Here is a 24,064-nt window from a genome sequence, read left to right as displayed (position 1 = left end):
TCGGATGCTTATATTTCAGAAATCACTCAACGTTTGAATCATCGCCCAAGAAAAAGACTCGGATTTAGAAGCCCGAGTCAGGTATTATTCCAAGAACATGGTGTTGCACTTCAAATGCTAATCTAAGGTTTTAAAAAGCGTAATTCTATAATTTTCCAGCTGTCTTCTTTGACCCATAATTCCTGAATTTGCTTGTGATCTTGCAAACCAATCAGCACCTTACAATGAGTCAAATCCTGATCATACTCAAATTCTTCAAACTCAATTTCAGGTTTTTGCGGTTTCCAGACGCCATTGTTAACCGCATGGGCAATCCGTTCATAGCGGGTAAAATTGCTTTCTACCCGACCTTCCTGTTCATAAACCACTTTGAATTGTTCATGCTCATATTGCGCCAAAACATCATAATTGCCAGTAAAAAAGGCATTGACCCAGATGTCTCGGATCTTTTCTAATTGATTATCCATCGCTCTAACCTCGTAATATTGCATGATGCTTTCTGCTGTACTCCAGCAAGATCATGACAGAGGAATAAGTCATTTTAATAAAACAATCGGGTTAAAAATTCGTCGTATTTAAATCAAAATAGCATAAAAAAAGCACCCCGAAGGATGCTTTTTACAATTTAACTCATCAACACATTAAGCATCAATATCTGCATTTAAGGCATTTTCTTCAATGAAAGCACGACGTGGTTCTACGTCATCGCCCATCAAACAAGAGAACATACGATCAGCCTCAATCGCATCATCAATGGTCACTTGCAGCATGTTGCGGTTTTCAGGATCCATCGTGGTTTCCCAAAGTTGTTCCGCATTCATCTCACCCAAACCTTTATAGCGCTGGATCATCATGCCGCGACGTGAGTCAGACAAAATGTGCTGCCAAACCTGATGGAAAGTCGACACATTAATCTTACGATCACCTTTCTGCAAATAAGCCCCTTCTTCAAGCAAGGTAAACCAGCTCTTAGAGTTTTGCAGTAAACGCTTATATTCACTTGAACCGAGTAAGCCGGCATCCAGCAAATAATGATGAGGCAAGTTATGTACATAAACCGTTACACGTGGCCAGTAATGAGCAACTTTTTCACCATTGGCATGTTCTTTTTCAAACACTTCAAGCGTGATTTCAGGACGTAAACTTGGCTGATGGGCTTCAATTGCAGCACGTAACTGCTCAGACCATTGTTTCACATAAGTTTCATCATGATTCTGATCAAGTTTAAATGCTTCCAGCCCCAATAAACCATCCAGCAAACTTGCCGGATAACGTACGGTTAAACGATGCAAACTCTTTTGCGAAGTTTGATAATCGGCAATCACTTTCGCCAAAGCATCACCACGAATGGCTGGGGCTTCGCTACTAATATGCAGTTCCAGTTCATCAATCGCATTGGAAATCAGGTAGGTTTCAAGTGCATCATTATCTTTAATGTATTGCTCTTGCTTGCCTTTTTTCAATTTATACAATGGTGGCTGTGCAATATAAATATAACCACGTTCCACCAGTTCAGGCATTTGACGGAAGAAGAAAGTCAACAGTAGCGTACGGATGTGCGAACCATCGACGTCGGCATCGGTCATAATGATAATTTTGTGATAACGCAATTTATCTGGATTGTATTCTTCACGGCCAATACCACAGCCTAGTGCGGTAATCAGCGTACCGACTTCTTGACTCGAGATCATCTTGTCAAAACGCGCACGTTCCACATTCAGGATTTTACCTTTTAGTGGCAGAATCGCTTGCATCTTACGGTTACGGCCCTGTTTTGCAGAACCGCCCGCAGAGTCACCTTCGACCAAGTACAGTTCAGACAATGCCGGATCTTTTTCCTGACAATCAGCCAGTTTCCCTGGCAAACCGGCAATATCCAGTGCACTCTTGCGACGTGTCATTTCACGCGCTTTACGTGCTGCATCACGGGCACGCGCTGCATCAATAATTTTGCCGGCAATCGATTTTGCGGCTTGTGGATTTTCCAACAAATATTCAGAGAATGACTTGTTCATCGCCTGCTCGACCGCAGGTTTCACTTCACTAGAAACCAGTTTTTCTTTGGTTTGTGAAGAGAATTTAGGATCAGGTACTTTAACCGAAACAATTGCGGTCAAACCTTCACGCGCATCATCACCCGATACCGCTACTTTCTCTTTTTTGAGCAAGTTTTCGCTTTCCATGTAGCTGTTTAAGCCACGGGTCAAAGCGGCACGGAAACCGGCTAAATGCGTACCACCATCTTTTTGTGGAATGTTGTTGGTAAAGCAGCGTACATTTTCCTGATAGGTATCATTCCACTGCAAGGCCACTTCAACCCCAATGCCATTGTCTGCCTGTACAGTAAAATGGAAGATGTCATTCAGATGGGTTTTGCCTTGGTTGATATATTTAACGAATTCAGACAATCCGCCTTCATAATCAAATACATATTCAGTATCGATACGTTCATCACGCAACACGATGCGCACGCCCGCATTCAAGAATGAAAGTTCACGTAAACGACGCGCTAAAATGTCAACATTGAAAATGGTTTGGCTAAAGGTTTCAGCACTTGGCCAAAAACGTACGGTCGTTCCGGTGGTATCGGTATTACCGACCACTTTAAGCGGATAAACCGGATCACCATGTTTGTATTCTTGTTGATGAATATGTCCCGCTCTATGGATGGTCAGTTCGAGTTTGCTCGACAAAGCATTCACTACGGATACACCCACACCGTGCAAACCGCCAGAGACTTTATAGCTGTTATCATCAAACTTACCGCCGGCATGCAGGATGGTTAAAATCACCTCTGCGGCAGAAACGCCTTCTTCCGGATGAATATCGGTTGGAATACCACGACCGTTATCGGATACGCTGACTGATTCATCTTCATGAATGGTCACCAGGATTTCATCACAATGACCTGCCAAGGCTTCATCAATGGCATTATCAACCACCTCGAACACCATGTGATGTAAACCTGAACCATCGTCAGTATCACCAATATACATACCTGGACGCTTACGCACAGCATCGAGGCCACGCAATACCTTGATACTAGAGGAATCATAAGCCTTTTCATTGGTTTGTTCTGTTTGAGAAGCAGCTTGATCTTCTGAACTCATGGTTTCTCCCTAGTGAAATATAGGTCTATCCAAAGATGGGTAAAATTTAAAAACTAGTGCACAACAATCTGAACCTGACCATGTTCAACCTGAAATAATTGATATGAAATGGACAAATCCTGTAAGTGTTTTTTGACTGATTCATGCTCTAAAGTAGTGATAAAAACCTGACTACCCAGTTGGCTTAATCGCTCAATTAATCGTCGCTGTGCAGTTAAATCTAATTCTGCTGTCAGATCATCTAATAATACCACAGTTTCCTTATTACAGGCATGCAGCATTGCAATCTGTGACAGTTTTAAGGCCATGATCAGCAGCTTTTTCTGACCCCGTGAAAGCACCACGTCAGCATCGCCCAGCGTTGTTTTTAAACGCAAATCTGCACGATGTGGACCATACTCGGTATAGCGCCGATCCAGGTCTTTTTGATGATATAGCGTTAAGTCATGCAACAAGCCTAGATCTGTATGAAAACCCGGACTATATTCCAGTTGCACCTCCAGATTGGGCAACAACTGCTTTAAATCCTGTTCAAAAAAGACTTTCCATTGCTCCACAATACTACTGCGCTGAAAATTCAGCATTTCACCATATTCAGCCAGCATTTTGTTCCACGGTTCTAAATCATTCAGACTCAAGTTGCGGCTGGATTTCAACAAGCTGTTGCGTTGTTTTAAAGCCCGCGAATAATATTGCCAAGCATGATAAAATTCCGGTTCCACGTGGAACATCAACCAGTCAATCAATTGCCGGCGTGGTTTGGCACCATAGTCGATAATGTCGGTACTTTGTGGATCAATATGCTGTAAGGGCAAAATTTTAGCCAATTGCCCCTGGGTCGCAATCAAATCACCATTGACTTTAATCAGCTGTTCACCAGACAACAACTTTTGCATGCCGATTTTTTCAGTGGCTGACTGGGCAAACACGATCGCGTCACCCGTATCCTGCTGAATATAATTTTTCGGAATATGGGTTCTAAAAGAACGTCCGGTCGCCAGCAAATGAATGGCTTCTAGAATTGAGGTTTTACCGGAACCATTTTGCCCATAAAAGACATTAAACGGCTGCAACTCATGGAGTGCAACCGCTTTTAAGTTTCGAACACGTTCTATATTTAAACGCGTAATATGCATGCTTGTTTCTGCTTCAATATCGGCAAATTAAACACGCATTGGCATCACGACATAAGTCTGATCTTGTTGAGCAGGATCATGCACCAATACCGATTGGTTGGCTTCCGTCATGGTCATCGACACATCATCGCCATCCAAAACACTGAGTACATCTAACAAGTACTGGGCATTAAATGACATTTCCATCGGGGCATCCGCATATTGAATCGCCAGGTCTTCAATTGCTTCATCTTGTTCCGGGTTGTTAGCACGCAGCTGTAAAGAGTCTGCGCCAAAATTCAGAAACACACCGCGTAATTTTTCATTACTCAAAATCGCCACACGTTGCAAAGATTGCTTGAATACATCATGCGCAATCAATACATTTTTATCGCCACCACGCGGAATCACACGGCGATAATCCGGGAATTTCCCATCAATCAGTTTGGTAGTGAAACGAACGGTGATATCACCCTGCTCTTTATCACGGCTAGGCGTGCTAATGGTGACATTCAGCAATTCACGACCAATTAATAAGGATAACTGCTCATCTTCAATGCTAAGTAGACGCTGCAATTCAGCCACTGCTTTACGTGGAACAATCGCCTGAATGGCTTGAGTGGCATTGGAGCTGGCTGCGGTTTCACACAGTGCCAAACGGTGACCATCGGTTGTTACTGCACGCAGCTGGTTCTGATCAATTTCAAGCAAAGTACCGGTTAAATAGAAACGCACATCTTGCACCGCCATAGCAAAAGCCGTTTTTTCAAACAGACGCTTTAGCTCACGTTGGGTTACAGTGACTTGTGTGCCTTGCGCATTTTCTGTGCTTAATAATGGATAATCTTCAGCAGGCAAAGTCCCCAGTACAAAACGGCTATTCCCCGATTTCAAAACACAGCGATCTTCAGTGATTTGCAGGTCAATCAAGGCTGCAGCAGGCAAAGATTTGCAAATATCCACCAACTTACGTGCAGGTACCGTCGTTTCACCTACTTGCAGGCAAGCTCCTTCAGCCAGTGTGGTGCTCGCGACCAATTCCACTTCCAAATCAGAACCAGTAATGGTTAATGATTCATGAGTCACTTGAATTTTAACGTTAGACAGAATGTTTAAAGTATGGCGACGTTCAACCGCTCCTACGACATGTGATAGAACATTAAGTAAGCTTTCTTTCGCGATTTTTAAACGCACGGTACATTCCTCTAACGACTGAAGATAAATAATAAATAACGGTGTTTTTAGCAGTGTACTATGCGGCAGAATATGCCGCATTGCAAGAATAGAATTTGATCAAATCAGATCAACTTTGCAACAGACGTTGCAAGTTTTTATAGTCTTCATTAAAGATTGGATCTTCTTCACGCAGGCTGATCACTTTTTCACAGGCATGCATCACGGTACTGTGGTCACGCCCACCAAAAGCCATACCAATTTCAGGAAAACTGTCCCCAGTGAGTTCACGAGCCAGCCCCATTGCCAACTGGCGTGGACGGGCATAAATCCGGGTCCGTTTCGGACCGACAATCTCTTTTAAAGGAATACGAAAATATTCACTGACCACACGCTGGATATTTTCCGTACTGATGGTTCGGGCACGAATCGCCAGCACATCTTTTAACGATTCTCGCACCACATCCAGGTCAATCGGAGAACCTTTAAAACGTGAAATCGCAACCACTTTATTCAGTGCACCTTCCAATTCACGGACATTGGCAACCACTTGTTGTGCAATAAACAGAGCACAATTACGCGGCAGGTCGACCCCACTGCTTTCGGCTTTTTTCAATAAAATTTCAATACGCGTTTCAATATCAGGTGGTTCCACGCCCACAGACAGGCCCCAAGAAAAACGGGAAACCAGACGTGCATCCAGTTCGGTCAATTCTTTGGGATAACGGTCCGAGGTTAAAATGATCTGCTTCGATTCATCTAGTAAGGCGTTGAAAGTATAAAAGAACTCCACCAGACTGGCTTCTTTGCCGGCCAGCAAATGAATATCATCTACCAAGAGTAAATCTAAAGAACGGCAGTTCTTTTTAAACTCTTCCACTTTGCCTTGCTGCAAAGAACTGACAAAATCCTGTACAAAACTTTCTGCCGTCATGTACATCACCCGGGCATTGGGCTTTGCCTGTAATAAGGCATTGCCAACGGCTTGCATTAAATGCGTTTTACCCAAACCGGTCGGTCCATATAAAAATAGCGGGTTATGCTGTGAAGCCCCCAATTGGGTTAACACTTTACGACAGGTTTCAGCAGCCATCTGGTTAGAACGACCTTCCACAAATAATGAAAAGGTAAATAAGGGATTAAGTAGACGTTTGCGGCTGTTTTTAGTCGTGGTTTCCTCTTTTTCTTTTTTAGGTTTAGACACTACTGCAGGTGTGGATTGTAATGCTGCTGTGGTCGTTGCAGGCTGTTCATTGGCAGACAGAATCGCGCCTGGACGCGAATCTACCAGAATCTCGACTTTACGTACCCGACCTTCTGACATTTGCTCAGCCAAAATCGTGATCAGTTCCAGATGGTGTTCCTGAATATAACGGGTCCAATACGGATTAGGTGCATAAAGTCTTAATGTATCATTCAGCTCTTCGGCAACCAGAGGGCGGATCCACATTGTAAAGACATTACCCGAAAGCTCTTGTCGCAAACGAGTCAGACAGTCTGTCCAAAGCATGTGAAACCCCTATTCAGTCCATTGTTAATCAAAAAAACATTATTCACCCGACAAAGCGGGTCGCCATTCTATCGAAGTTATCCACATCTGTCATGGCAAAATTAAGGAAATATCACTGAAAAAGACAAATTCCAAAATAAATTTAAATTTAAACAACGTGTGGATAAGTTTATCCGCAAGCTGTGGATAAAATATATCATAAAGTTATCCACAATTTAATAAAATTATAAAAACATAGATATCCACAATATAAATTCATGTTTAATAAAAATAAAAATGACTTTTCCCCATAAAAAATCCTCCCTAATAGTAATAAATTTAAATTTATAAATTTGAATTTATTTATAGAAGCGCTCTGCGATGGGGATAACTCTCCAATGTTTTAAATTTAAATTCAAATCAGCTCAAGCATCCATTTATCAACATTGTCTTGTGGATAATATTGTGAATATTTCTGTTTATAACTTATCTTATTTTATTATTCAATAGCTTATATTGTGTATAAAACTAAAACAAGGTTTGTATAAGTTAAAAAATCTTACAAAAGATAGATCGATTAAAAACAGACTTATTTTGAAAGAAAGTTTGTTTTTGATTGACAGCTCATTGAATGAACACTAAAATCGCGAACCTTCATAGAAAGATCATTTTTGGAGTTTCAATATGAAACGTACATTCCAACCATCAGAATTAAAGCGTAAGCGTGTTCATGGTTTCCGTGCTCGTATGGCTACTAAAGCTGGTCGTCAGGTATTAGCTCGCCGTCGTGCAAAAGGTCGTCATAGCTTAACTGTTTAATCTGTTAACGTTATTACGATTTTGGGTGTTATGACACTTTATGGCTTCAGCACAGATGTACGTATACGCTGTGCTGCCGATTATAAAAGTGTGTTTGATGGTGCGCTTTTTAAAGTGCATCAACCCCATTTCCTATTTCTAGCCAAAAATTCCGAACAGCCTAAAAGCCGTTTGGGTATTGTTGTTGCTAAGAAGAAAGTGCGTCGTGCACATGAAAGAAATCGAGTAAAACGTCTTGCGCGCGAAAGTTTTCGCCTGCATCAGCAGCAATTGGATTTATTAGATATAGTTGTCATGCCTAAAATGGGCATTGAAGCCGTACCTAATGCAGAATTGCAGCAGCAATTACAATTTGCTTGGCAGAAATTGCAACGCCTTGCCACAAAGCATAAAAAGATAGCTCCCTCCCCACAAAAGTAGAGATAGCCAATGGTACGTTTACTGCATTGGTTGATTCGATTCTATCAGATCGCGATTAGTCCTTTATTGGGACCCCGCTGTCGTTATATTCCAACATGTTCTCAGTATTCTTTGGAAGCAGTCCATTCCTATGGTGCTGTGCGTGGTGCGTGGTTAGCTACTAAACGTATTTGTCGTTGTCACCCTTGGGGTGGTTCGGGCTATGATCCTGTACCCCCAAAAGCAATTCGTTTTATTTCATTTCAGCAAATAGATTCTCAAACGCTTCACGTTGCTGTACCCTTTCGTGATCGTTTATTGAACCGAAATCACTTTAACTACTTGGGATAATAGATATGCAACAATGGGCCAGGTTTGCAATTCTAGGGGCCATGTTTGTCGTCGCATATTTGCTTATTTTGGCTTGGCAAAAAGATTATGGTCATGCCGAAACTAAACCGCAGCAAGAAGCTGCCGTTGTTTCGCATGAAGTATCTGCCGATTTGCCGAATGGTCAAACAGCTACTACAGCGTCTGACATGCCTCAAGCAAATATTGCAACTCAGCAAACTACAGCAGGGGCGACTGCACCTGTAAGTCAACAGCTTATTTCAGTACAAACTGACCTTTATCATCTTTGGATTAATCCTAAAGGTGGTGACATTGTTCGTATTGAGTTATTGAACCATGATAAAAACAAAGACAGTGATCAACCGTTTGTGATGCTTGAAAGCGATGCCAAACGTACTTATGTTGCTCAGTCTGGCTTGATTGGTTTAAATGGACCAGACAGTAACCGTAATGGTCGTCCTGTGTATGAGACTGAAAAATCAGCTTATACCTTGGCAGATGCCAAAGCCGTACAAGATAAAGATGGCAAAGCCATTAAAGTTTTATCTGTGCCAATGGTCTATAAAACTGCTGATGGTGTGGAAATCATCAAGACCTTCACCTTTAAACAAGGTGAATACCCCGTCGTAGTCAATCACAAAGTAGTGAACCGTAGTAGCCAGAACTGGCAGGGTCAAATGTTTGGTCAAATCAAACGTGATAACTCGGAAGATCCGGGTAAATCTGACCAAGGTATTTTCACTCTCGGTACCTTCCTGGGCGGCGCTTGGGGCACACCAGATGAGCACTATAACAAGCTGAAATTTGCCAACTTCAACGAAGAAAAATTGAATGTTGAAGCCAAAGGTGGCTGGGTTGCTGTGGTTCAGCATTACTTTGTGAGTGCCTGGATTCCGGGTGACCTGAAACTGACTCAAGGCAATGGTCAGCCTTATACTGCTAAACTGGAATCTCGCCAGTCTACCGATAATATGAATATTATTGGTTTTACTTCACCGACCATGAATGTTCCGGCAGGAACAACGGCTGAAGTAGATGCAACCTTCTATTCAGGTCCTAAAGTTCAATCTGAATTGAAAGATTTGGCGGTTGGTTTAAACCAGACTGTTGATTATGGCTGGTTATGGCCTATTGCCAAGTTATTGTTCCTTGGCCTGCAATTCTTCCATAACATTGTCGGCAACTGGGGCTGGTCAATTATCCTGTTGACTGTATTGGTAAAACTGATTCTTTGGCCATTGTCGTCTAAGAGCTACCGCTCAATGGCGAAAATGCGTGTGATTGCCCCTGAAATGCAACGCATGAAAGAAGAGTTTGGTGAAGACCGCATGCGTTTCTCTCAGGAAATGATGGCGCTGTATAAACGTGAACAAGTGAATCCACTTTCTGGTTGCTTGCCATTGTTATTGCAAATGCCGATTTTCTTAGCCTTGTACTGGGTATTGATGGAATCTGTAGAACTTCGTCATGCGCCGTGGTTAGGCTGGATTCAAGATTTATCTGCAATGGATCCATGGTTTATCCTGCCATTATTGATGGGTGCAACCATGTTTATTCAGCAGATGCTGAATCCGCAACCGGCTGATCCTATGCAGGCGAAAGTCTTCAAAATCATGCCGATCATTTTCACTGTATTCATGCTGTTCTTCCCTGCTGGTCTGGTTCTGTACTGGATCTGCAACAACAGTATTACGATCTTGCAGCAAAGCCTGATTAATAAAGGTGTGCAAAAAGACCGTGAAAAGCGCGATGCTGTTTAAGTAACAACTTATAGCGACGTGCTGAATAAATCCGCTTAAGATGGTAATCTTAGGCGGATTTTTCTTTGGCTGTGATTTGGGATTTTTTAGGTGAATGTTATGCAAAACCGAACAACGATTGCTGCAATTGCAACTCCGCCAGGGCGTGGTGGTGTGGGGGTGATTCGTCTGTCAGGTCCAAAATCCTATGCCATTGCTGAAGCTTTGACTCAAAAGACTTTACCCCAAGCTCGATTTGCCGGTTTTCGTCAATTTTATGATGCCGCTGGTGAAGTGATGGATGAAGGTTTGGCGATTTGCTTTCCCAACCCGAATTCCTTTACCGGTGAAGATGTGGTGGAGCTGCAAGGTCATGGCGGACCAGTGATTCAAAATGCCCTGCTCGGGCGTTTACTTGAATTGGGTGCAATTGCAGCCAAAGCCGGTGAGTTTTCCATGCGTGCCTTTGAAAATGGCAAACTGGATCTGGTTCAGGCTGAAGCGATTGCCGATTTAATTGATGCGACCTCTCAGGCGGCAGCACGTTCCGCAGTGCGCTCTTTGCAAGGGGCTTTCTCGACTCGTGTTAACACCGTATTAGAGAAACTGATTCACCTGCGTTTGCATGTGGAAGCCGCGATTGATTTCCCGGAAGAAGAAATCGACTTTTTAGCCGACGGCAAAATTTTAGCTTTGCTGGAAGAGGTCCAAAGCTCTGTCGCTGCTGTACAAACCTCGGCACGTCAAGGTCAGTTATTGCGTGAAGGTTTACAGGTGGTGATAGCCGGTAAGCCGAATGCAGGGAAATCATCCCTGTTAAATACTCTTGCGGGCAATGAACGCGCAATTGTGACCGATATTGCCGGCACAACGCGTGACGTGTTGCATGAAAAAATTACTTTAAATGGCCTGCCAATTACCCTGACCGATACTGCCGGCCTGCGTGAAACCGGGGATGTAGTGGAAAAAGAAGGGATTCGCCGTGCCATTAAAGAGATTGAGCAGGCTGATTTATTACTCTTGGTCTATGACTTGAGCCAAGGTGAAGATCCTTTGCAATTGGCACAAAACTATTTTGCTGAACACCTTGAGCCGCGTCGTTTAATGCTGATTGCCAATAAATGTGATTTAACTGGTGCTGCGGCTGAAATTGGTGATTATCAGGGATTTCGTCATATTACCGTGTCTGCTAAGCAGGAAACGGGCGTTCAATCGCTCATAGATGCGATTACAGCCCATGCAGGTTTTCAGCCAGAAGAAGATACCTTCATTGCCCGTACCCGTCATTTAGACGCAATGAAGCGTACTCAGCACTATTTGGCAGAAGCACGCGAGCAACTGGTGGTGTTTCACGCGGGTGAGTTGGTGGCGGAGTCTTTGCGTTTGGCGCAAAATGCTTTGGCCGAGATTACCGGGGAATTCAGTGCGGATGATCTGTTAGGGAAAATCTTTGGATCGTTCTGTATTGGAAAGTAATTTCAAATTTACCCTATGTTCTAATAAGTTTTAGTAAGTTCTAGTATGGATTAAATCGCACTAAGTATTAATAGCTTAGTGCTTTTTTTACGTCTTTTTATTGTTCCAGTATGTTTATTAAAGTCAACTAGTGCTACTGTTTTTTTAGTCACCTATTAGGTGCATAATGATTTGTATATATAAAATATGATTGAGTGACTAAAAATGCGAAGTAAAACGAATACATTTTTTTCAACGGATAGAGAGGTGCAAAATTTAAAAGCACAATTAAAGCGTTACACAGTTAAAGATAAATTGAATAATGGTCTATTCATTGAAGTGAAAGATTCAGGTATAAAATCTTGGCATTACAGATATACCCTCAATGGTAAGCAAGAACGCTTAGTTATAGGCCGCTATCCAGATCTGTCATTGAAAGAGGCAAGACAAATTCGAGATGAGTCTGCATCAATGGTGGCCAAGGGTATCTCACCTAAAAAAGAAAAAGATGCTAGAAAAGCTGGTAAAAGTAACTCCATACTGTTCAAAGAATATGGTGAAACATATTTAAATGAAGTAATCAAAAAGGACAGAAAAAATCCATACAATATGATTTTGTGCCTAAATAATGATATTTACCCCTTGATTGGTCATATCCCACTAAAAGATCTAACAGTTAATGACATTCGAAAGGTTATTTGGCGAAAAAAAGACCAAGGGTATGATTCTGCTGCAAATCAGGTGAGAGGTTTATTGAAGCGCATGTGTGATTATGCTGTGACTTTAGGCATGATCCAATTTAACCCAGTCTTATCAATACCTTCAAGACATGTGTGTAAACCTAAGCCTCGGGACCGTTATTTAAAAGAATCAGAAATTAAAATATTTTATAAGGCTGTTTTTTCTTCAAGAATATATAAGCCACGTAAATATGGTCTATTACTGTCGTTATTGACGTTGGTAAGAAAATCTGAATTGTTACAGGCTAAGTGGGAGGATATAGACTTTGAAAATAGAATTTGGCTAATTCCTGAAACTAAAGGTGATGGTAAATCAGGTCATTCTCGTGAAATGATAATCTATATGTCTGATCAAATTATATCCATTTTAAAGCAACTTAAAATTATAGCTGGTGATGAACCTTATGTGTTTGTGGGGCGGAAAAAGGGTACCCATATTAGCCATAACGCATTTAATACTGCTCAAAAAAGTGTATTGGCAGGAATAACTACCCTAGTACCTTTTACCATCCATGATCTTCGAAGAACAGCGAGTACCCATCTACATGAACAGGGGTATAGCAGTGATGTGATCGAAGCAAGTTTAAATCATACAATTAAGGGTGTTCGAGGGGTTTATAATAAAGCCTCTTATAAACAGCAACGTATTCAAATGTTGCAAAACTGGAGTGATCACATTTATAAAATTATTGGTGATATACCTTTAATTGATTTAACTTTATGATTTTTATATTAAAAAAAATGTATATACTTAATATTTAAAAAAATAGTTGATTTTGTTTTGAGTATGCCTCAGATTATCGACATCAAGCCAAGTGACTTGGCTTGATGAAAGTAGCAAGCTGTAAAAGCTACTGAATTTAATGGCAGATTTTTTGTCTTTAATGTTTGTACCTTATTTATCAATTCTGGTGACAGCAGATTGAATTTATTTTAAAGCTCCAAAGGCATATGTAACCTTATAAAATTGGTTGAAAATTAAAACTTGAAATTTGTCTGAATCTATCGCTAATCCAGAGATGATCCAGATGAATAATATTATTCTTAGTGAAAAAAATCGTTTAATCCGTCGTAAAGAAGTACAGGCCAAGACCGGTTTAGGTGCTTCATCAATTTATGCCCTGATGAAACAGGGTAAATTCCCCCACCCCATACATTTATCCATACGCAGGGTTGCTTGGATTGAATCCGAAGTAGATTTATGGATTGAAGAACGTATTGCTAAAAATCACGATTCAAAAATATGGGGGACTAAATAATGTCCTATCCAAATCATAAAAATCGAAAATATAAATTTAGACTGAACAAAGATCTGCTCCCAAGAGTACCTGAGTATTTATCTGAGCATGGTTTTGAACATGACAGATCGAAAACTTGGTCGATGATACTTTGCCCTTTTCATGATGATACGAATCCGAGTTTGAGTATCAATTTGAATATCGGTTGTTTCAATTGTTTTGCATGTGGAACCAAAGGTGGTGACTTAATTGCATTTCATATGAAATTTAAAAAAATCAGTTTTATCGATGCATGTAAAGATTTAGGCGCTTGGGAAGAATGCAAATGAAAAATACACAATTAATGCATGAGCAGGCTGAAGTTTTTGCACAATCAATTGTTGAAAAACAAAACGGTTTTAAATTTGAATCCGTCTTCCAATATACTGATGAAAATGGCGATGTGATTTACTGGAAGTTAAGGGCTAAAAATCCAGACAATGGACAGAAATTTATACGTTCATTTTCATTGAAAGGCAGTGACTTTATATTGAAAGAACCTGACTTTCATGAGGTCTTCCCACAAGGTAATGGTAGCAAACCATTATATGCGTTATATCGGATCTCAGCCTCAAAAGATCAGCCGATATATGTTGTAGAAGGTGAACAAAAAGCAGATTATTTAAATAAACTTGGTCTATATGCAACCACCACTGGTGGTTGCCAAAGTGTCAGCAAAACAGATTTGAGTCCTTTATTTGGTCGCTCAATTATTGTATGGCCTGATAATGATGAACCAGGATTAAAATTTTTGGATGCTTTGAATGAAGCTGTTCATGAAAAAAATACGTTGGTTTCTGTAATTAAATTGGATGAACTCAATTTAGAAAGCAAAGATGATGTCGTCGATTGGGTAGAGAAACGGGCGGCTATTGGACAGGAAACGTCAATCAAGGATGTTCAAAATCTTATAATAGTTCCATACAATTCGACTGGATTTAAACAAGTTGAAAAAAATAATGAAGCTGAGCTGCATAAGAAAAGTGAGGTTCTAGCCGCCCCTATGCCTCATAAGAATGGTCAGTTTGAGATTACCTCAGATGGTGTACATTATCTAAGAATGCGCGATGGTGAATTGGAATGCTTTTGGTTATCTACACCTGTTTTAATTTTAGCTAAAACACGAGATCAGACCTCAAATGATTGGGGACGATTGCTTAAATGGGTAGATGATGCAAATGTAGAGCACACATGGGCTTTACCTATGGAAACTCTGCAAACTGATGGTGCAGATATGCGTAAAGCACTTGCTCATATGGGAGTAACCCTTTCTACTTCCAGATCCGCTCGAGAATTATTTCAAACGTATATAGCCAACTACCCAGTTGATACATTCGCAAAATGTGTAAACAAAGTTGGATGGCATGATCATCAGTACATTTTGCCCAATAATGTTATTGGTGAAAATAGCAGTGGTGAGTTCATCGTTTATCAATCCACTTACAACGTAATTGATAAATATGTACAAAAAGGTACCTTGAATGATTGGCAGAATAATGTCGCTAAGTATTCTGAAAACCATGATTTTTTAGTTTTGGCTCTGTCTAGTGCTTTTACAGGTCAGTTGCTTGAACCTCTGGGTCGTCATGGAGCCGGCATACATTTCAAAGGTAAATCATCTAAAGGTAAAAGTACCGCCGTTTTTATTGCCTGTTCTGTATGGGGGAATCCTGAGTCGTATTATCATACATGGCGTAATACAAGTAATGCATTAGAACAAACAGCGTTTACGCATAATGATGGCTTACTGGTATTGGATGAAATCGGCGAAATTCCGAACCCTAAAGATCTGGGTAATATTATTTACATGCTAATTAATGGCTCAGGTAAAGGCCGGATGACAAAAAGCCTGACTGTACGCGAGACAGCTCGGTGGAGGCTTGTATTTCTTTCCAGTGGTGAAAAAACATTGTCTGAGTTGATGAACGAAGCTGGTCAACAAGCCAAATTGGGGCAGGAAATTCGATTAATTAACATCGATATAGATCAGTCTGAGCATGGTATTTTTGATCAAATTGATTTTTCAGAAAATGCAGCTCAACAAGCATTGTTACTTAATAGTAATATCAAAAAATATTATGGAGTAGCAGGGGCTGCTTGGTTGCAATATTTGACTTCAGATAAAGTTAAAGTAACAGAAATAGCAAATCGCTTACTTGATGAATATGCTCAGGTGTTAATTGGACAGCATAAACAAGGGCATATCATTCGTGTAGCAAACTATTTTGCTTTGGTTGCTGTTAGTGGTGAGATGGCAACAATTGCAGGTATAACGGGATGGAAGTCAGGTACAGCCATTAGATCAGTTCAAAAGGTTTTTAATCATTGGATTGGTAACTTTGAACAAGTTGGTGATTATGAAGATGAAGAAATTTTGAACCAGGTACGTACTTTTTTCACGCTTCATGGTAGTAGTCGTTTTGAGTTGATTAACACTGAATTTAGTGAGCAGACTAAAGTATTTAATAGAATGGGATTCGTTAAAGTTGAAGCTGATGAACGACAATTTTATGTTTATCCAGAAATTTTTAAACAAGAAATATGTAAGTCACTCAATTCAAAAGTTGTTGCAAAAGTCTTGAAAAAATATGGATGGATTGACTGTGACGGTAAACTAATGACAAAAGTGAAAAGGTTGCCAGAATCAGAAAAGGTTACCCGTTTATATGTTTTTAATGCCAATGTTATGATGAACTTTGATATTGAAGCTAAAAGTGAAATAAAACAAAGTAACAGCAGTAACTTTAGTAACATGTTTGAAAATTAAAGCTTTATTTGGTAACAAATAATATGAGCTAAATGTAACAGGTAACATAATGTTACCTGTTACATTTCTGTATCAAGTAGTGTAACTTTTAAAATTTCTAAAAATCATGCAGTTAACAGTGTTACACCGTTACAAATTATTTGCATTCATGTACTCAATACTTTCTTGTACTACTGGCCAATTAATCAATAAGCCTGTCCCTAAACGAAATGGTGTACCTTCATCAATTAATCCTAAATATTTTAGAAAAGGTATTTCTGCTTGAAAGGCATTTCTTGGGTTTCCTGGTGACCGAATAGAGGATGTTAAAATGAGAGAAAGATCATCTTTCATTTTTTCATATAAATATGCTTTAAATCCTACATTATCAAATTTGATAGTGCCATTTTTTCTATTCATACTCGCAAAATACATAGCTTCTTCGCTAAATACTTCTTCAGAAAGTTGATATACATAATGTAAAAATGCTGAAAAATTGCCATACACCAACGCAGCTCCCCGTAGAATTTGAATCGCAGTATTTGAATAAACAGAGGATTCTTTGTCTGCTTCATCTACAAATTTATAGCCTACTTTTGTTAAATTACCCTCACTATCAATTAAATTTAGATGGTATAGGCCTGAATCAATTACTTCACGATAACTGTGAGCCTGATTACGCACAGTTCTTACATATTCTTCCCAAGCTTCGTCTTCGGTAATAGACCCTTTATTTAATTTTTCAACGATTTTTTCTTTAAGTGAATCTCTTCTGCCGCTTAAAAAATTGGCAAATTCACTTTTATTTTGTTTAATTAGACTAGCTTTGGCGTTTACAGCATAAAGACCTGTATGTGGATCTTTGGTAAATATAGGTCTTAAATTTTTATGAAAATAATAATTAAACCAAACATGTAACCAAGTTCGATCCAAAATAGAATCGTCTTTTGTGTAACTTAAAAATTTAATAGGATCTGCTGTAGGCATGATTCTATTTACAGCCGCGATTAATTCAGGTAGAAGTTGAAAATTTCTATTCTTAGGGTACGAAGTAACAAACTTGACTTCTTTACAATATTTATAAAAAACATCGGGATAGCTCATACCTTCTCTGACATGAGCCCATAATGTTGAAGACTTAGGTCTAGAACCAACAGAGGCACCAGTTACTAAAGGTGACAATGATAATTGTGGCTGTCGATAACAAGTAATTTGATTTTCAAAAGGATTAAGCTTTGTTAAATCTGGTTCTTTATAACCATATACTCCTACAGGCATGGTATTAGCTGTAAGATCTAGTACATCTTTAATGTGGTTTGCTGGTGAACTGTGGGAAGTATATTTTTCAGGTATCACAATAATAGAGGCGTGATACCCTTTGTGTAGATAAGCTAATGATTGTCCTAAAGCTGTCAGTGTACCGTGTAAGCCTTCATTTGTACGCTTAAACTCCACGGCGATATGAAGATCATCTGTAACGGAAGAATGATAAGAACTGATGACTCCATCGGCTAAAGGCCATAGTCTTCCCCCTTCTCTACCAGAACCAATTGTCCAACCAGTTGGGTAGCCACTATTGGCAAAATAAGAGGGTTGATTATGCCTGATAATATTTGCTATCTCTGCACATGCCCATGTTGCATGCAAGTCATGACTCATCTCCTACTTTCCCCTTATTGTATTCTTCAATGTATTCATTGATCTTTTTAAAAAATGGTTCTGCCATTTTTGGTGGTACTGCATTACCAGCTTGAATACATTGTTGCTGTCTTGTACCAAAAAATTCAAGAGTATCTGGAAAAGTTTGTATACGTGCAGCTTCTCGTGGGGTTAAAGTTCTATTAAGCGTAGGATGAATTGGAAAGGCGTTATGACCTGGTACCATTGTAGTAGAGGGTTTATTTCGGTCTAATCGCTTATAAACATGACTGTAGTTTGCTACTTTTCCTGTCTTTGAGTCTTTTCGAGTCGCATTTTGAAGATGCTCTGGTAATGTATTTAAATCGAGCTTACCACCCTCAGGTACATAACCCATTCGTTCAGCAACAAGTGGTTTATGAGCTAATGCAATATGATTCGGAATATCTTTTTCGTTTAAATCAGCAATATCTAAAATTGCTTCTCCAACCGTAGTATATGGCAATAGATTGGGATCTTTATCTGAATGTGTTTTTTTGGGGGCTTCAAAATTGATACCCAATCTATTGCCAATCATAAACATACGATGACGTTTCTGGGGGACGCCATAATCAGCTGCACAAACAACTTCACACCAAATATCGTTATAGCCTAATTTTTGGAAAGTTTTGATCACTTCTTGAACGAACAATCCATTATCTAAGGACATAAACCCTTTTACATTTTCCATAAAGAAAAATTTTGGTTGCGTTTCTTCAACAATACGAATGTATTCATATACTAAGTGGTTACGTGGATCTTGTTTAGGATCATAACCTTGTGTATTAACAAAACGTCTTTTACCAAACATTGAAAAACCTTGGCAAGGAGGTCCACCTACAACAAGATCAACTTCTTTATCTCCAACATATTGTTTAATTTCATCAATTTTTAGATCTTTAATATCTTTATGTATTAATGGGATATCTTTAAAGTTATGACGGTGGGTTATTGCACAAGCATCATCTATTTCATTTGCAAATAAGATATTACAACCAAGATTTTTCTTTGCAATTAGCAGTCCACCAGCACCTGAAAACAGATCAATACTATTCACTTACTTTGCCTTTAATAATTCATTTTTGATAAATGCAGCCAAAACTTCTGAAAATTTGGGTGGTACAGCGTTCCCAACTTGATGACCTTGTTGGCGTCTATTGCCTGCAAAAATCATCTTGTCTGGGAAAGTTTGTATACGAGCTGCTTCGCGAATCGTTAAACTACGATGCAAGATTGGATGAATTGGAAACGCATCATTGCCAGGAACCATAGTTAAGCTAGGTTTATCACGGTGTAAGCGTTTATAAGTATTACCAAAATTTTTGCGATATAATTCTTCTGAAAGCTTATCTTCAGGTAATCGTCCACCCTCAGGGATTAGCTTATAACGTTCAATATTTTTTTCAGTGTGCTTTAATGCTACATGATTAAAATCTGGATTTTCCGGTAAATCTGCTAAATCATGGATAACATTCCAACAGTTATTCCATTTTTGGGTAATAAGATTTGCGGTTTCTGAATGTGTTGGTTCTGGAAATTTTACGGGTAACCCTAAGGCATTACCTAAAATAATGACACGTTGTCTTATTTGAGGAACCCCGTAATCAGCCATATTTATTAGTTTGTAATCTACGTTGTAACCAGCATCTCTTAATAATGATAAAACGTTTTGCAAATAAGCACCTTTGTCCATTGTAAGGATGCCTTTTACATTTTCCATGACAATAAATTTAGGCTTTAGGTCACTAATTAATTTGGCATAGGTGATTACTAGTTCATTACGAGGGTCATGTGCAGCTCGTTTTTCAGGATCAGATGAAGAGCGTTTACCAATGGTTGAGAATCCTTGGCATGGTGGACCTCCAGCCATTACATCTAGATCACCATCAATGAAAGATGCTATTTCTTCAGAAGATATTAAAGCAATGTCTCTATTGATAAAGGGTATATGTGGAAAATTTAACTTGTGTGTTTTTTCGACTTGTAAGTTATTATCAATACAAAGTTTTGTCGTGAAGCCTTGTCGCTCAAATCCAATGTGCAGACCACCCGCACCGCAAAATAGATCAACCACATTAAACTGGTCAGACATTAAACTTAACTCCAAATCAAAACTGCCGTATTATATGCTATCAGCTATGTGATGCCTAAATTTATATAACTACCAACCAAACGACAAGATGTGTCGCGAGTGTAACCTAGTCAATATTGATTTATAGTTTAGTGTAAAACTGACGCTAAAAGGCACTGATAAGTCACCAGTATATTTTCTAAATCATAACTATTTGTTTTATTTGTTTTTTATTTTAAAAATTACATTCTGTATTGGGAAATAATGCAATCGAAAAGTAAATCCGATCTATAAATAAAGCCCTCACTTGAGGGCTTTTCTATGAGCTTAATCTGCTTGCATCCTGCGCTGATAAAATAACAGGCTAAGACACAGCAGCCCCACCGAAATGCAGAAGCCAAAAATACCGGCGCTGAAACCAAAATGGTCTGATAAATAGCCCACCCCAATGATCGGTACAATGGTGCCTAAATAACCGATAAATAGATAGGTCGACATCACCGCAGCGCGATTGTCTGTGTTGGTCATGCCATGAATCATGCCGAAAGCGCCCAGCAATCCCAGCCCATGTCCGATCCAGGCGGCCACCACACTCACAAAGAACAGCGCGCTCCAATGCATCTGTATACAGGTACTCAGCAGAATGTAGCCGAAAATCAAAGAACTCAAGCCCATATTTACCACTGTGCGAGGATTCATTTTTTTGGCTGAAAACTGTGTGATTGCAGAGATGAACAGGATACTGGCAATGGTGCTCCCACTCACTAATGGACCATGCCAGGGAATAATGTCTTTCACAAAAGAGGGTGCCAGAGAAGCAAATAAACTGAACGAGGCAAAGGCACTAAATGCGGTAAAGCCGGCAATATAAAACAGCCCCTGATATTTTTTTAAGGGCAATTGCAAATGGGGAGCCATGGAAAATGGCTGCTTTTGTACAGGCCGAGCTTTAACGCTCACTAGGCCCACCAAGCATAGGATGGCCCCTAGAATGACCGGTAAATAGGGCGTGACCAGCGGATAAGGGGCAAACTGGGCAATCAGGCCACCAATAAAGGGGCCCAGACCAAAGCCAATCACGGTAATAATCGAGCTGAACTGGGGAGCACTTTGCTTATGGCTGTCCGGAATGGTGTAAATCAGGCCAAGCATGGCGGATGTGCTGATCAGACCGGAAGCAATCCCAATCAGAAAACGGGCAAAAGACAGGGTCAGCGCATTGGGTGAAATGGCCGATAAAGCCAAGCCGATAATCACAAACAGCATACCGGTTTGCAGTGTTCTTAAAAATCCGAAACTGTTGCTGGCACGTCCTAGAAACAGCAGCGTGGCGAGACAGCCAAACATGTAGGCCACAAAAATATAGGTAATCTGGCTCGGCAGCAAATGCCAAAGTTGCTGATAGATGGGATATAGGGGACTGGCGAGCGCAGTTCCAATCGTTCCCATGATCAGTGCCAGGCTGACCATCATAAATGGTCGCCATGATTGAGAATTGGTCATTGATAGAGTCACAGAACGATATGCAGTTTAAAAATAAAATTGCATATGTTGAGAATAATGTATTTAGGGATAGGAAAAAGCTTAATCGCTATCGGGCTGCAGGGTCAATTGATAAGATGTAAAAATTTAAGCATAACGTTTTAATAATTTTAAAAATTCAGCCAGTTCCTGTTCATTGGTTTCACTGTGTTCGCCAATCACATGATGGCGCAAATGCGCTTCAATCAATTCATTCATTAAACCATTCACCGCCCCTTTAATTGCGGCAGTCTGTTGTAAAATATCAATACATGAGCTGTCCGGATGCTGCAAAGCTTGTTCAATGGCCGCCATTTGTCCTTGTAAGCGTTTAACCCGATTTAAAATTTTCTTATCCTGATGTAAATGACTCAACACTCTGCTCCAAAAAATAAATATACTATAGGGGAGTATATTAAAAACCTAGATCATGCAAAAAATCACCTTAACCCGAACCCACAGTCATCAGTTTGATGAAGGTAATCCACTTGCACAAAAACGCATTTTATTGGCGACCATTCTAACGGCACTGATGATGTTATTAGAAGTGATTGGGGGATGGATTTACAATTCAATGGCTTTGCTGGCTGATGGCTGGCACATGAGTTCACATATGCTGGCATTGGGACTGGCCTATTTTGCTTATCGGTCTGCCCGTCATTATGCGCATGATAAGCGTTTCAGTTTCGGAACCTGGAAAATTGAAATTTTAGCTGGCTATAGCAGCGCGATTTTATTGATGGTTGTCGCGCTATTTATGGCCTTTCAATCGGTCGAACGGTTGCTGAATCCGGTTGCGATTCATTTCAATGAGGCCATTCCCATCGCAATTTTAGGTTTGATCATCAATTTGATCTGCGCCTGGTTGCTGCATGATGATCACCATCACCATCACCATCACCATCACCATCACCATCACCATCACGAAGAAGATGAGCATCATCATGGACATACGCATCATGATTTAAACCAGAAAGCGGCTTTTATGCATGTCGTGGCAGATGCGGTGACTTCAGTTTTTGCGATTATGGCGCTGTTTGCAGCCAAATATCTGGGCTGGAATTTTCTGGATGCCGTATTGGGGATTTTGGGTTCGATTCTGGTGGCAAAATGGGCACTCGGACTGATCAAAGAGACCGGAAAAACCTTGCTGGATGCAGAAATGGATCATCCAGTGGTGGATGAAATTCGTGAGGTGATGGCGGAATTTCCTATGGCTGAAATTACCGATCTGCATGTCTGGAAAGTGGGTAAAGGCAAATTTTCCTGTATTTTGGCTTTAGTCACAGATTCTAGTCTGAATGCAGATCAGGTGCGTGAAGCCTTATCTATTCATGAAGAAATTGTGCATATTTCTGTAGAAATAAATCCGCGATAAATTTGTAGATGTGTTCCACGTGAAACCTTAGTGGGTAAGTCTGTGTAATTTGAGTAAGGCAAGCTAAAATTTTAAGATTATTTGGCTGATTTTTGAGTAGAATCAGCGGGAAAGATTTTAAATCAATGAGCAGAACAGATGATTAAAAAAACATTGGCAATTGCCTTGGTGAGTTTCTTTTCAACTTTAACTTTGGCAAATGTTGATACGGTGAAAACCAACCTGGCTAAGCAACATCCCAAATTAAATATTGAAAATATTCAAACTACGGAGATGAAAGGTATCTATAGCGGTTCCATGGATGGTCAAGTGGTGTATTTGGGAGAAGATGCCGAGTATATTTTGGTGGGATCGATGTTCCGTTTAGCCGATCAGAAAAACCTGACCAAAGATTTAATGTTGAAACAGAACAGCATCGACTGGAAAAAATTACCGCTGCAGGATGCGGTGAAAACTGTACGAGGTAATGGTAAACGCCAGCTCGCCATCTTTTCTGACCCAAATTGTCCGTATTGTAAACAACTTGAAACTGAATTAAGCAAGTTAAATGATGTCACCATTTACACTTTTATTTATCCCATTAAAACCCAGTCTGTGGCAGTATCCAAGCAAGTATTCTGTGAAAAAGATCCAGCTTTGGCGTGGTCAAACCTGATTGGAAAAGGTATTCAACCGGGTGCAAAAGCAAGCTGTGCTAACCCAGTTGAACGTAATTTAAGTTTAGGTAAATCATTAGGATTAAGCGGTACACCTGCAGTTATTTTCTCCAATGGTTTTAAAGTGATGGGGGCTCGCCCTGCTCAAGAAATTGAACTTATGTGGAAAGAACTAGGTTTATAAAATACGATACCAAGCTAACAAAAAGCACCTTATAGGGCACTGCTGTCCCACAAATATCACAATAGGAACCTCAATTGAGGTTCTTCTTGTTTTAGCCATTTTTTATCAGGCAGAAAGAGTGACCTTAAGAGCTTCCTTTCGAATAAATTTAGTTGAATAATTCT

General features: G+C 40.0%; 21 protein-coding genes. 11 read left to right on the top strand and 10 right to left on the bottom strand.

Features of this window, described 5'->3' with window-relative positions; translation table 11 throughout:
- Nucleotides 1–122: 122 nt before the first annotated feature.
- From FB6_RS13575 to dnaA, 5 genes are all read right to left on the bottom strand, one after another.
- Entirely contained in the window at nt 123–467 is a 345-nt protein-coding gene (locus tag FB6_RS13575; protein ID WP_174560493.1) for a hypothetical protein, read from the bottom strand.
- 174 nt (nt 468–641) lie between these two features.
- On the bottom strand, nt 642–3,110 hold the full coding sequence (gene gyrB, locus FB6_RS13570) for a DNA topoisomerase (ATP-hydrolyzing) subunit B (protein ID WP_174560492.1): 2,469 nt from the start codon (nt 3,108–3,110) through the stop codon (nt 642–644).
- Nucleotides 3,111–3,163: 53 nt separating this feature from the next.
- Complete coding sequence (gene recF, locus FB6_RS13565; RefSeq protein WP_174560491.1) at nt 3,164–4,246, bottom strand: DNA replication/repair protein RecF; 1,083 nt, start codon at nt 4,244–4,246, stop codon at nt 3,164–3,166.
- A 27-nt stretch (nt 4,247–4,273) separates the two neighbouring features.
- Nucleotides 4,274–5,419 (bottom strand): DNA polymerase III subunit beta, encoded by a 1,146-nt coding sequence (gene dnaN, locus FB6_RS13560; protein WP_174560490.1) that lies wholly within the window; start codon nt 5,417–5,419, stop codon nt 4,274–4,276.
- A gap of 109 nt (nt 5,420–5,528) precedes the next feature.
- Entirely contained in the window at nt 5,529–6,908 is a 1,380-nt protein-coding gene (gene dnaA, locus FB6_RS13555) for a chromosomal replication initiator protein DnaA (RefSeq protein ID WP_174560489.1), read from the bottom strand.
- Nucleotides 6,909–7,571: 663 nt separating this feature from the next.
- Here dnaA and rpmH point away from each other — a divergent pair.
- The 9 genes from rpmH to FB6_RS13510 all read left to right on the top strand — a co-directional run bounded on the left by rpmH (nt 7,572) and on the right by FB6_RS13510 (nt 16,434).
- Nucleotides 7,572–7,706 carry a 50S ribosomal protein L34 gene (gene rpmH / locus FB6_RS13550; RefSeq protein WP_000831329.1) on the top strand — a complete coding sequence of 45 codons (135 nt, stop codon included), beginning with the start codon at nt 7,572–7,574 and terminating at the stop codon, nt 7,704–7,706.
- Between the two features lie 30 nt (nt 7,707–7,736).
- Complete coding sequence (rnpA, locus tag FB6_RS13545) at nt 7,737–8,126, top strand: ribonuclease P protein component (RefSeq protein WP_174560488.1); 390 nt, start codon at nt 7,737–7,739, stop codon at nt 8,124–8,126.
- A gap of 9 nt (nt 8,127–8,135) precedes the next feature.
- A complete protein-coding gene (yidD, locus tag FB6_RS13540) occupies nt 8,136–8,456 on the top strand; it encodes a membrane protein insertion efficiency factor YidD (protein WP_174560487.1) in 321 nt (106 codons plus the stop codon).
- 5 nt (nt 8,457–8,461) lie between these two features.
- Complete coding sequence (gene yidC / locus FB6_RS13535) at nt 8,462–10,216, top strand: membrane protein insertase YidC (protein ID WP_174560486.1); 1,755 nt, start codon at nt 8,462–8,464, stop codon at nt 10,214–10,216.
- A gap of 99 nt (nt 10,217–10,315) precedes the next feature.
- Nucleotides 10,316–11,671, top strand: a complete 1,356-nt coding sequence (gene mnmE / locus FB6_RS13530) for a tRNA uridine-5-carboxymethylaminomethyl(34) synthesis GTPase MnmE (protein WP_174560485.1) — start codon at nt 10,316–10,318, stop codon at nt 11,669–11,671.
- A 204-nt stretch (nt 11,672–11,875) separates the two neighbouring features.
- Complete coding sequence (locus tag FB6_RS13525; RefSeq protein WP_174560484.1) at nt 11,876–13,114, top strand: tyrosine-type recombinase/integrase; 1,239 nt, start codon at nt 11,876–11,878, stop codon at nt 13,112–13,114.
- A 304-nt stretch (nt 13,115–13,418) separates the two neighbouring features.
- Complete coding sequence (locus tag FB6_RS13520) at nt 13,419–13,649, top strand: helix-turn-helix transcriptional regulator (protein ID WP_174560483.1); 231 nt, start codon at nt 13,419–13,421, stop codon at nt 13,647–13,649.
- Entirely contained in the window at nt 13,649–13,957 is a 309-nt protein-coding gene (locus FB6_RS13515; RefSeq protein ID WP_174560482.1) for a CHC2 zinc finger domain-containing protein, read from the top strand. The genes FB6_RS13520 and FB6_RS13515 overlap by 1 nt, the downstream gene beginning before the upstream one ends.
- Entirely contained in the window at nt 13,954–16,434 is a 2,481-nt protein-coding gene (locus tag FB6_RS13510; RefSeq protein WP_254592249.1) for a DUF927 domain-containing protein, read from the top strand. The genes FB6_RS13515 and FB6_RS13510 overlap by 4 nt, the downstream gene beginning before the upstream one ends.
- A 129-nt stretch (nt 16,435–16,563) precedes the next feature.
- Here the strand turns inward: FB6_RS13510 and FB6_RS13505 are convergent, their stop codons facing one another.
- The 5 genes from FB6_RS13505 to FB6_RS13485 form a co-directional block, all read right to left on the bottom strand.
- Nucleotides 16,564–18,072, bottom strand: coding sequence for a hypothetical protein (locus FB6_RS13505; protein WP_174560480.1), 1,509 nt, complete (start codon nt 18,070–18,072; stop codon nt 16,564–16,566).
- Nucleotides 18,062–19,147: a DNA cytosine methyltransferase gene (locus FB6_RS13500; protein WP_174560479.1), complete on the bottom strand. Its 1,086-nt coding sequence runs from the start codon at nt 19,145–19,147 to the stop codon at nt 18,062–18,064. Before FB6_RS13500 ends, FB6_RS13505 begins: the two co-directional genes overlap by 11 nt.
- Entirely contained in the window at nt 19,148–20,182 is a 1,035-nt protein-coding gene (locus tag FB6_RS13495; RefSeq protein WP_174560478.1) for a DNA cytosine methyltransferase, read from the bottom strand.
- A 306-nt stretch (nt 20,183–20,488) separates the two neighbouring features.
- A complete protein-coding gene (locus FB6_RS13490) occupies nt 20,489–21,664 on the bottom strand; it encodes an MFS transporter (RefSeq protein WP_254592248.1) in 1,176 nt (391 codons plus the stop codon).
- Between the two features lie 126 nt (nt 21,665–21,790).
- Nucleotides 21,791–22,057 carry a metal/formaldehyde-sensitive transcriptional repressor gene (locus FB6_RS13485; protein WP_174560477.1) on the bottom strand — a complete coding sequence of 89 codons (267 nt, stop codon included), beginning with the start codon at nt 22,055–22,057 and terminating at the stop codon, nt 21,791–21,793.
- Between the two features lie 55 nt (nt 22,058–22,112).
- Between FB6_RS13485 and dmeF the strand changes: the two genes are divergently transcribed.
- Nucleotides 22,113–23,060, top strand: a complete 948-nt coding sequence (gene dmeF / locus FB6_RS13480) for a CDF family Co(II)/Ni(II) efflux transporter DmeF (RefSeq protein ID WP_174560476.1) — start codon at nt 22,113–22,115, stop codon at nt 23,058–23,060.
- Nucleotides 23,061–23,198: 138 nt separating this feature from the next.
- Nucleotides 23,199–23,900 (top strand): DsbC family protein, encoded by a 702-nt coding sequence (locus FB6_RS13475; RefSeq protein WP_174560475.1) that lies wholly within the window; start codon nt 23,199–23,201, stop codon nt 23,898–23,900.
- Nucleotides 23,901–24,064: the final 164 nt, after the last annotated feature.

This window comes from Acinetobacter bouvetii (assembly GCF_902753875.1).
GTDB lineage: Bacteria > Pseudomonadota > Gammaproteobacteria > Pseudomonadales > Moraxellaceae > Acinetobacter > Acinetobacter bouvetii_A.
Note: the sequence above shows the minus strand (reverse complement) of the source record. Positions and strands in the feature narration are given on the sequence as shown.

What these genes read in the sequence shown, in the direction of transcription:
- FB6_RS13575 (WP_174560493.1), bottom strand. Translation starts at nt 467, where the DNA reads ATGGATAATCAATTAGAAAAGATCCGAGACATCTGGGTCAATGCCTTT.
- gyrB (WP_174560492.1), bottom strand. Translation starts at nt 3,110, where the DNA reads ATGAGTTCAGAAGATCAAGCTGCTTCTCAAACAGAACAAACCAATGAA.
- recF (WP_174560491.1), bottom strand. Translation starts at nt 4,246, where the DNA reads ATGCATATTACGCGTTTAAATATAGAACGTGTTCGAAACTTAAAAGCG.
- dnaA (WP_174560489.1), bottom strand. Translation starts at nt 6,908, where the DNA reads ATGCTTTGGACAGACTGTCTGACTCGTTTGCGACAAGAGCTTTCGGGT.
- rpmH (WP_000831329.1), top strand. Translation starts at nt 7,572, where the DNA reads ATGAAACGTACATTCCAACCATCAGAATTAAAGCGTAAGCGTGTTCAT.
- rnpA (WP_174560488.1), top strand. Translation starts at nt 7,737, where the DNA reads ATGACACTTTATGGCTTCAGCACAGATGTACGTATACGCTGTGCTGCC.
- yidD (WP_174560487.1), top strand. Translation starts at nt 8,136, where the DNA reads ATGGTACGTTTACTGCATTGGTTGATTCGATTCTATCAGATCGCGATT.
- yidC (WP_174560486.1), top strand. Translation starts at nt 8,462, where the DNA reads ATGCAACAATGGGCCAGGTTTGCAATTCTAGGGGCCATGTTTGTCGTC.
- mnmE (WP_174560485.1), top strand. Translation starts at nt 10,316, where the DNA reads ATGCAAAACCGAACAACGATTGCTGCAATTGCAACTCCGCCAGGGCGT.
- FB6_RS13525 (WP_174560484.1), top strand. Translation starts at nt 11,876, where the DNA reads ATGCGAAGTAAAACGAATACATTTTTTTCAACGGATAGAGAGGTGCAA.
- FB6_RS13520 (WP_174560483.1), top strand. Translation starts at nt 13,419, where the DNA reads ATGAATAATATTATTCTTAGTGAAAAAAATCGTTTAATCCGTCGTAAA.
- FB6_RS13515 (WP_174560482.1), top strand. Translation starts at nt 13,649, where the DNA reads ATGTCCTATCCAAATCATAAAAATCGAAAATATAAATTTAGACTGAAC.
- FB6_RS13510 (WP_254592249.1), top strand. Translation starts at nt 13,954, where the DNA reads ATGAAAAATACACAATTAATGCATGAGCAGGCTGAAGTTTTTGCACAA.
- FB6_RS13505 (WP_174560480.1), bottom strand. Translation starts at nt 18,072, where the DNA reads ATGAGTCATGACTTGCATGCAACATGGGCATGTGCAGAGATAGCAAAT.
- FB6_RS13495 (WP_174560478.1), bottom strand. Translation starts at nt 20,182, where the DNA reads ATGTCTGACCAGTTTAATGTGGTTGATCTATTTTGCGGTGCGGGTGGT.
- FB6_RS13490 (WP_254592248.1), bottom strand. Translation starts at nt 21,664, where the DNA reads ATGACCAATTCTCAATCATGGCGACCATTTATGATGGTCAGCCTGGCA.
- dmeF (WP_174560476.1), top strand. Translation starts at nt 22,113, where the DNA reads ATGCAAAAAATCACCTTAACCCGAACCCACAGTCATCAGTTTGATGAA.
- FB6_RS13475 (WP_174560475.1), top strand. Translation starts at nt 23,199, where the DNA reads ATGATTAAAAAAACATTGGCAATTGCCTTGGTGAGTTTCTTTTCAACT.